Here is an 8206-nt window from a genome sequence, read left to right as displayed (position 1 = left end):
ACCACACCCGGCGGGGGCCTCGTCGTGGTTCTGGAGGACCGTCCACTCCGGGCATGTGCCGGCCTCGGTGCAACTTCCCTCCGACAGCGGCCGCCTTGACTCGTCGGAGACCCCGGCACCGGCCAGTGGCGGGCCACAAAGGAGCGATGACGCTGACCGTGGCGAACCCGATCTACGACCTGCGCTGCGGTCGTGACCACTCGACGCTGCGCACCGCCCCGGGCATCATCCGGGCGATGACCACCGCCCTGGGCGACTGGGCGACGCTCCTCGACGTGGACGATGGAACATGCGGGCGCGGGTTCGAGCCATGGATCGTCCCGCCCGTTGCCGCTTGACTGGAGTCAACGAAGAACCAGTCGAAGGAGACAGCGGATGTACGCGATCACCGGAGTCACCGGGCACGTCGGCGGAGCGACCGCGCGGGCCCTGCGCGAGGCGGACGTCCCCTACCGCGCGGTCGTCCGGGACCCGCGCAAGGGCGCGGGCCATCCGGAGACGGCGGTGGCCGACTTCGCCGACCGTCCGGCCCTGGCCGCGGCGCTGAGCGGATGTGCCGGGGCGTTCGTGATGCTGCCGACGCTGCCGGGCGGTGACGACGCGGCACATCGGGCACTGGCCGATGCGATCGCCGGCGCGGTCGCCGACAGCGGGGTGCCGCACGTCGTGATGCTCTCGTCGCTCGGGGCGGACCTGGCCGAGGGCAACGGGCCGGTGCGCTGGCTGCACCACCTGGAGAGCCGGCTGCGTGACACCGGCTCCCGGGTCACCGCGATCCGGTCGCCGCACTTCCAGGAGAAGGTCGAGGAGATCCTCGGCGCGGCCACGGGCGCGGGCGTCTACCCGGTCTTCGGCGACGCGGACGTGCCGGTGCCGATGGTGGCGACCCGCGACATCGGTACGACGGCGGCCGCGGCCCTGGTCAGCCCGCCGGAGGACAGCGAGGTCGTCGACCTGGTGGCCCCGGAGTACACCGAACGGCAGGTCGCCGGCGAACTGGGTGAACTGCTCGGCCGCGAACTGGAGGTCGTGTCGCTGCCCCGGGAGGCGTGGCTCGGCGCGCTCACCGACTCCGGGGTGCCGCCGCTGCTCGCCGCCGAACTGGCCGAGCTCTACGACGCCGCGAACCGGGGTGTCCTGCAGCCGCGCGGCGACCGGCGGCACGTCTGCGCCACCGGGATCAGCGCGACCCTTCGCGAGTGTGCCGCGCCCACGACGCCGGCAGGCTGAGCGACGCGGGGGCCGGCGAACCGGGCGCGGCGGTGTAGATGGCCGGGGCTCTCCCAGGCCGGGGTGAGGTCACCGGCGACGTGGTGCCGGAAGGATGTACCGCTAGGACACCCCGGCGAGCTTCTTGCGGGCCTGGGTCAGCGCCCGGCGGGTCAGCGTGCCGAAGGCGCGGCGCTGCGGGCCGTCCCCGGGGAACGGCAGTTCCGCGGCGGCCGCGTTGATGGCGGCGTCGGAGAGTTCCGAGCCGATCAGGATCCGCTCGGCCGCGCGGAGCCGCACCGGGCACGGGCCGGCGTTGACCAGGCCGATCGCGGCGGCGCTGACCAGACCGTCGGTCACGGTGACCGCCGCCATCGCGGCCGCCTGCGGATAGATCGTGGTCCGGCGGTCCTCGGCGTACCCGGTGCCGGTGCCTTCCGGCAGCGCCGGGAGGCAGACCTCGGCGAGCAGTTCGTCCGGGCGGCGCACGGTCGTGAACGGCCCGGTGAAGAACTGCTCGGCCGGCACGGTGCGGGTCCCGCGCGGCCCGGTCAGCACCATCTGCGCGCCGACGGTGACCGCCAGGGCCGGCCACTCCCCCGCCGGGTTGGCGTAGGCGAGGCTGCCCAGCATCGTGCCGCGGGCCCGGACCGGCGGATGCCCGATGTGGCAGACGACCGCGCGCATCAGGTCGCCCAGCGGCCCGCGGACGGTGTCCGCCTCGAACGCCCGATGCCGGACCAGCGGCCCGACCCGCAGCGTGCCGCCGCCGGTGTCGAGGGTGTCCAGTCCCGGCACGAGGTTGATGTCGACGACCCGGCGGGGTGGTGCGCACGTGCCGGTCATCTCCAGGATGAGGCTCTGGCCGCCGGCGAGCACCGCGGTGTCCCCGTCGGAGAGGGCGGCCATCACCTCGTCGACGCTGTCGGCGGCGAGGTACTCCACGGTGGTGGGGTTCATCGGGCGTCCTCCACTGTTCAGTTTCCGCCCCGGGGGACCGCACGGCTGCTTGCTGGTCCGGCAGGCCGTCACATTGTCAGCCAGGTGAATGTGACACGGAAAGGGTGCCACCCTTCCAGGTGACGATCGAGAGGTCGGATCCCCCGATCGGCCACCGGCCCCGGGGACGGTCGTGGTCGGTCGGCAGGCTCTCCCACCGCAACGCGTGCCCCGGGGCGCCGGAGGGCTCGACGTTCACCTGAAGACCGGGCCAGTCACCGCGTACGGGTTCGGCCGCCGCGCCACGGACGTGTGCGACCGGGGTCAGGTCGTCCTCCGTCACCACGGTCCACGGCTCACCGTGTACCCGGGCCTCGTGGCGATCAGAATCCGGCCGGCATGGTCGAACCCGATTCTCGCGTTGCCGTCGAGCAGCCCGCGGCCCTCCGCGGTCGCCTCGACGACGTCGCCGCCGCCGTGCCGGAACGGCGTCTCCAGGGGCTGCGCCGATGCGGTCTCCCAGGACGTACATGCCGGCCCGGCACCGCCCGACCACCGTCTCCTCGGCGGCCGGTGAGGGCGCGGCCAGCGCCGGATGCGAGTCGGCACTGCCGGGAGCCTCGATGCGCATGACCGGTATCGAAACAACTCGACACCGCTCACCGCAACGGGCGGTAAGGCCGAAAGGCCGAGCTCATCCCTTTCATCCGTTCACGCGGCACTGGGCACGGTGCGTGACGTGAGACGGGCGTGTCCGGGGTTCCCTGATCGTCTCCGGACACGCCCGAGCGTCACACCCCACCCCCGGCGACTACTCACCGTCACTGCCCATATCGAAACGAGTGATGATCGGCACTGTCGATCGAGGGTGTCGGATTTGATCGCGGTCCGACTAATATCCACGAGCATCGAATCGATGGATGTCAGTTGGGGGACGGGCATTTGAAGATCTCAGGTAGACGTGACCTTCGGCGATCGGCGACGATCGCCACGATCGGGGCCACCGTGGTGGCGCTCGCGGCGCCCGGCGCGGCAGCGAAGGCCCCGGCCGATCCGGCCGACCGCGCCTACGCGCAGATCGCCGCACTCCAGCAGCTCAAGAAGTCGCTGACCCCGGCCGAGCGCAAACTCGACAGCCGGCTCGCGATCGAGCTGCGCAAACGCAACGGCAAGGTGGCGGCGAACGCGCTGCCGGAACTGTCGACCGGGGTCGAGGTCTCCGCCTCCGGCCGGACCGAGGTTCTGGTACGGGCCGGTAAGGTCGACGACGCCCTGGTGAACCGGCTACGCGGGGTCGGCGCCGGGATCCGGCACGCGTCGGCGGACACGGTCCTCGTCGAGGCGCCGCTGACCGCGCTGCCGGCGATCGCCGAGTGGAAGGACGTGGCCGAGGTCAGCCTCAAGACCGGCCTGATCAGCAGCCACGAGACCGATCCGCGCAAACGCCCGGCCGCGGACACGAAGGAGGCGAAGGCCGCCCGGATCGAGTCCGCCGTACGACGGGCTCAGCAGAAGGCCGCAGCCAAGGCGACCGCGACCGCCGCGCCCACCCAGGGCGCCGCCGTCTCCGAAGGAGACCGGGCGCACGCCGCCGACACCGCCCGGACCAGGTACAAGGTGAGCGGCGTCGGCGTCAAGATCTGCGCCCTGTCCGACGGCATCGACTCCCTGGCCGCCTCGCAGGCGTCCGGTGACCTGCCCGCCGTCGACGTGCTGCCGGGCCAGGAGGGCTCCGGCGACGAGGGCACCGCGATGCTGGAGATCATCCACGACCTGGCGCCGAAGGCGGAGCTCGGGTTCGCCACCGCGTTCACCAGCGAGGCGAGCTTCGCGGCGAACATCCGCGCGCTGCGGTTCGAGGCCGGGTGCGACATCATCGTCGACGACGTCGTCTACTACCACGAGAGCCCCTTCCAGGACGGGCTCCCGGCGCAGGCGGTCAACGCGGTCACCGCGGACGGCGCGTTCTACTTCAGCTCGGCCGGCAACGAGGGCAACACCCTCGACGGCACGTCCGGCAACTGGGAGGGCGACTTCGCCGGCTCGGGCCGGGGCGTCGGCAAGTTCGCCGGAGACGCGCACGACTTCGACCCGGGCGCGGGCGTGCAGGTGTTCAACCCGCTGTCGCCGAACAGCGCCGGCCGGGTGACCACCCTGTGGTGGGCCGACCCGCTGCTCGGATCGGCCAACGACTACGACCTGTACCTGTTCAACGCGGCAGGCGACGTCACGACCTTCTCGCAGGACACCCAGAACGGCGACGACGACCCGTGGGAGGCCCTGCAGACCGGGTCCGGCACCGGTCAGCGGCTGGCCGTGGTGAAGTTCGCGGGCGCCGACCGCTACCTGCAGCTGTCGGTGTTCCGGGGCCGGTTCACCGACTCGGCGGACGGGCTCAAGGGCTTCTCCACCCCGGGCGTGACCCGTGGCCACAACTCGGCCGAGCAGGCGTTCTCGGTGGCGGCGGCGCCCGCGGCGAAGCCGTTGCCGTTCCCGCTGGAGACCGGGGACCCGGAGAACCCGACCGGGCCGTACCCGAACGTCTTCACCAAGCAGTCCAAGCCGGAACGGTTCACCTCGGACGGGCCGCGACGGGTGTTCTTCAACGCCGACGGCACCCCGATCACACCCGGGAACTTCTCCTCGACCGGCGGGTTCGTCCGCGCCAAACCGCAGATCACCGCCGCCGACGGCGTCACCACGACGGTCCCGGGCTTCGAGACCTTCTACGGCACGTCGGCCGCCGCACCGCACGCCGCCGCGATCGCCGGCCTGGTCCTGTCCGGCAACCCGGGCACCACCAACGCCGAGATCCGGGCCGCGCTCACCGGCACCGCGCTGGACCTGGCCCCGGCCGGGTACGACAACCGCACCGGCAGTGGCGTGATCCGCGCCGACCTGGTGCTGCGCAACACCGGCGCCACCCCGCAGCCGCTGGTCCGGACCGGCACCCCGACGGTCACCCCGACCACCGGCGACGGCGACGCCTACCTGGAACCGGGCGAGACCGCGACGGTGTCCGTGCCGGCCGAGAACGTCGGCGACGGTACGGCGACCGGCGTCAACGTGGTGGTGGAGACCGCCGACGCCGGGGTGACGGTGACGCCGCGGGCCCGCTCGTACGGCAACATCGCCGCCGGCGCCACCAAGACCCGGGACTACACGCTGAAACTGGACGCCGGTTATCCGCTCGGCCGCCCGGTGAAGCTGTCGGCCCGCGTCACGTTCGCCGGCATCCTGTCGCCGACCGCCGCCGAACTGCTCGTGCCGGTCGGCCAGGTGTCGACCACGGTGCGGGACTTCGCCTACACCGGCCCGGTCGTCCCGATCCCGGACAACGACGTGGCCGGCGCCTCCGCCGGCGTGGAGGTGACCGGCGTGGGGTACGCCTCGTCGCTGACCTTCTCCATCGACGGCACCGAGTGCAACACCACCACCGGCGCGACGACCGTCGGCATCGACCACACCTGGGTCGGTGACCTGACCGCCACCTTGACGGCACCGGACGGCCGTTCGATCGCCCTGTTCGCCCGGGACGGCGGCGGCGGCAACAACATCTGCCAGGCGGTCTTCGACGACACGGCCGCGGCGTCGTTCTCGTCGGTGACCTCGACGGACGCTCCGTTCACCGGCACGTGGCGGCCGGACGGCTCGCTGACGTCCCTGCGGTCCGCTCCCATCGACGGCACCTGGACGCTGCACGTGACCGACGGTGTCGGCTCCGACACCGGCTCGATCCGCTCCTTCGCCCTGCACGCCACCGGCTTCGAGCCGGCCTGACCGCTGAACGTGGGGGCCCCGGGCGCGATGCGTCCGGGGCCCCCACGCGTAGCGACGGAACGCAATGATCGGCGACGATGGCGGCATGGGCTGCTACCTGCACATCACCCGTGCATTCCGGGACCACGAGAGTGAACGCTTTCCCATTCTCGACGAGGAGGTCACGGCGGCGGTGGACGCGGCGCCCGACCTGTTCACTCCACCGGACGCGCCCCGGCATCCCGGTTTCCGCTACGTGATGTGGAAGGACTCGGTGCACGAGGAGTACCTGCTGTTCCAGCGAGGCCAGCTCGACACGAAGCATCCGAGCGACGCCTTCATCCGCCGGATGATCGAGTTGGCCGGGCACTTCGACGCCTGGGTGATCGGCGACGACGCGGAAGTGTACGAGTGGGACGGTGCACAGATCGTCGCCGGGGACCGCGACCGGGAGGAGTTCCACCGCCGGCAGCTCGTCATCACCCGCGCGTCGATGAACGGCGACGCTCCGATCCGGTGGAACGAGTGGACGGCACTCGCCGCCGCCCAGCCCGACTTCTCGTCGATGAGCAGCGTCGAGGTGAGGCTACCGTCCGGGCTGCGATGGATCGAGTGCCCGCCGGTGCACTGCTGGACCGGCCACCCGTCCGGCCGACCGGTGCCGTTCTTCCACGACGAGGATCTGATCGAGGTCACCGACGCCGACGAAGCGACCGAACGCCGCATGACGGAGCTGGCCGCCGCCCTCCAGGCCCGTGTCGTCGAGGGCTGACCCCCGCCGCCGCCCGGGCCCGCCGTAAGCTTCTGCCGTGACGGGCGGGCTCGGGAAACTCACTTCGCACCAACGGGATCTGCTGGACGGCTGGCTTCCCGGCCTGCGGGTCGAGCGGGATCACAGCTGGGGCGTGGTGGAGACCACGGTCCTGGAGGTCACCCACGGCGGGGAGCGGTTCATCGTCAAGGCCGGTGGGGCCGCTGACCATCACATCGCACGGGAGATCAACGCGCACCGGCACTGGCTGACACCGTGGACGAGCCGGGGCCGGGCGCCACGGATGCGGCACGGCGACGACCGGGCGAAGATCCTCGTCTGCACGTACCTGCCGGGCGATCTGGTCCTGGACACCGAGGACCAGCGGAAGCCGGAGACGTTCCGGCAGGCGGGCGAGCTGCTCGCGCTGTTGCACGCCCAGCCGGCCGGCACCGACGGCTACGAGCGGCGCGAGAACGAGAAGTCGCTGAAGGCGCTGGACGGCCCGCACCGGATCGCCGCGCCCACGGTGGAACGGCTCCGGAAGCTGATCCGGTCCTGGCCCGAGCCGCAGACCCCGGTCGTGCCCGCCCACGGCGACTGGCAGCCCCGCAACTGGCTGATCCACGACGGCGTGGTCAGTGTCATCGACTTCGGCCGGGCGGCGCTGCGGCCCGCCTACACCGACTTCGGCCGTCTCGAGGTCCAGGATTTCCGTGACGATCCGGGCCTGGCGAAGGCTTTCATCGAGGGGTACGGGTCCGACCCGCGCGAGTCCGCCGCCTGGCGCCGCAACCTGCTGCGAGAGGGCATCGGCACCGCCTCCTGGGCGTACGCGCACGGCCTCGACGACTTCGAGGCCCAGGGCCACCGCATGATCGCGGAGGCGCTCGGCTGAACCCCGGCTGGTTCTCAGGCGCGTGCGGCCGGTCGCTCGTACGACATGAGCGCGGCACGTTTGTGCCCGAGATCCACTTCGGCCAGCGGCGCGAACCCGGCCCCGGCGAACATCCGCCGCGCTCTCTCGTGTCGGGCGTCCGGGTCGGCCACCACCCGCACGCACTCCGGATCGGCCGCGAACAGGCCCGCCACCAGCGCACGGATCAGCTCCCGGCCCAGCCCACGCCCGGTGGCGCCGAGTGGCCCGACGGCGATGTGCACGCCGAGGTCGTGATGGTCGGCCGGGTAGTACCTGCCGACCACGTCCCGCGGCGTCCGGTAGACCTCCAGATAGGCGAGGTCGACGCCGTCGCGGGAGGCGATCAGCGGCACCGTGCACGATCCGGCGAGCTGGCGGCGCAACACCGCGGCCCAGCGCTCGACCGGCCAGGCCTGCTCCCAGAACAGGTCCACGTGCGGCAGCGCCATCCACTCGGCGACCAGCTCGGCGTCGCCGGCGTCCGGGTCGGCGGGACGCACCCGCCACACGCCGTCGAGGGCCGGCACGGGCGGCGGCCCGGCGGCCAGCACCACGGGGTCGAGACCTTCGGAGAGCTCCCGGAACGACTCCGCTGACCAGGTTTCCGTGCTCATCGGACGGCCTCCATC

General features: G+C 72.3%; 7 protein-coding genes. 5 read left to right on the top strand and 2 right to left on the bottom strand.

What is annotated here, in order from left to right:
* Positions 1–146: 146 nt before the first annotated feature.
* Positions 147–338, top strand: coding sequence for a hypothetical protein (locus Aut01nite_RS18970; protein WP_043528626.1), 192 nt, complete (start codon positions 147–149; stop codon positions 336–338).
* Positions 339–375: 37 nt separating this feature from the next.
* Positions 376–1230 carry an NAD(P)H-binding protein gene (locus tag Aut01nite_RS18965; protein WP_043528628.1) on the top strand — a complete coding sequence of 285 codons (855 nt, stop codon included), beginning with the start codon at positions 376–378 and terminating at the stop codon, positions 1228–1230.
* A 102-nt stretch (positions 1231–1332) separates the two neighbouring features.
* On the opposite strand, the gene Aut01nite_RS18960 is transcribed toward Aut01nite_RS18965, so the two are convergent.
* The gene (locus Aut01nite_RS18960; protein WP_043528630.1) at positions 1333–2169 is read right to left on the bottom strand and encodes an FAD binding domain-containing protein; all 837 of its coding nucleotides are present in this window, start codon (positions 2167–2169) and stop codon (positions 1333–1335) included.
* 921 nt (positions 2170–3090) lie between these two features.
* Here Aut01nite_RS18960 and Aut01nite_RS18955 point away from each other — a divergent pair.
* The 3 genes from Aut01nite_RS18955 (at position 3091) to Aut01nite_RS18945 (ending at position 7556) form a co-directional block, all read left to right on the top strand.
* Positions 3091–5928: a S8 family serine peptidase gene (locus Aut01nite_RS18955; protein WP_052164146.1), complete on the top strand. Its 2838-nt coding sequence runs from the start codon at positions 3091–3093 to the stop codon at positions 5926–5928.
* A gap of 64 nt (positions 5929–5992) precedes the next feature.
* On the top strand, positions 5993–6679 hold the full coding sequence (locus Aut01nite_RS18950) for a hypothetical protein (RefSeq protein ID WP_043528634.1): 687 nt from the start codon (positions 5993–5995) through the stop codon (positions 6677–6679).
* Positions 6680–6716: 37 nt separating this feature from the next.
* On the top strand, positions 6717–7556 hold the full coding sequence (locus tag Aut01nite_RS18945; RefSeq protein WP_043528636.1) for an aminoglycoside phosphotransferase family protein: 840 nt from the start codon (positions 6717–6719) through the stop codon (positions 7554–7556).
* A gap of 14 nt (positions 7557–7570) precedes the next feature.
* Here the strand turns inward: Aut01nite_RS18945 and Aut01nite_RS18940 are convergent, their stop codons facing one another.
* A complete protein-coding gene (locus Aut01nite_RS18940; protein ID WP_043528639.1) occupies positions 7571–8191 on the bottom strand; it encodes a GNAT family N-acetyltransferase in 621 nt (206 codons plus the stop codon).
* Positions 8192–8206 lie beyond the last annotated feature (15 nt).

Source organism: Actinoplanes utahensis, from assembly GCF_016862455.1.
GTDB lineage: Bacteria > Actinomycetota > Actinomycetes > Mycobacteriales > Micromonosporaceae > Actinoplanes > Actinoplanes utahensis.
This window is presented reverse-complemented; position numbering and strand designations above follow the sequence as displayed.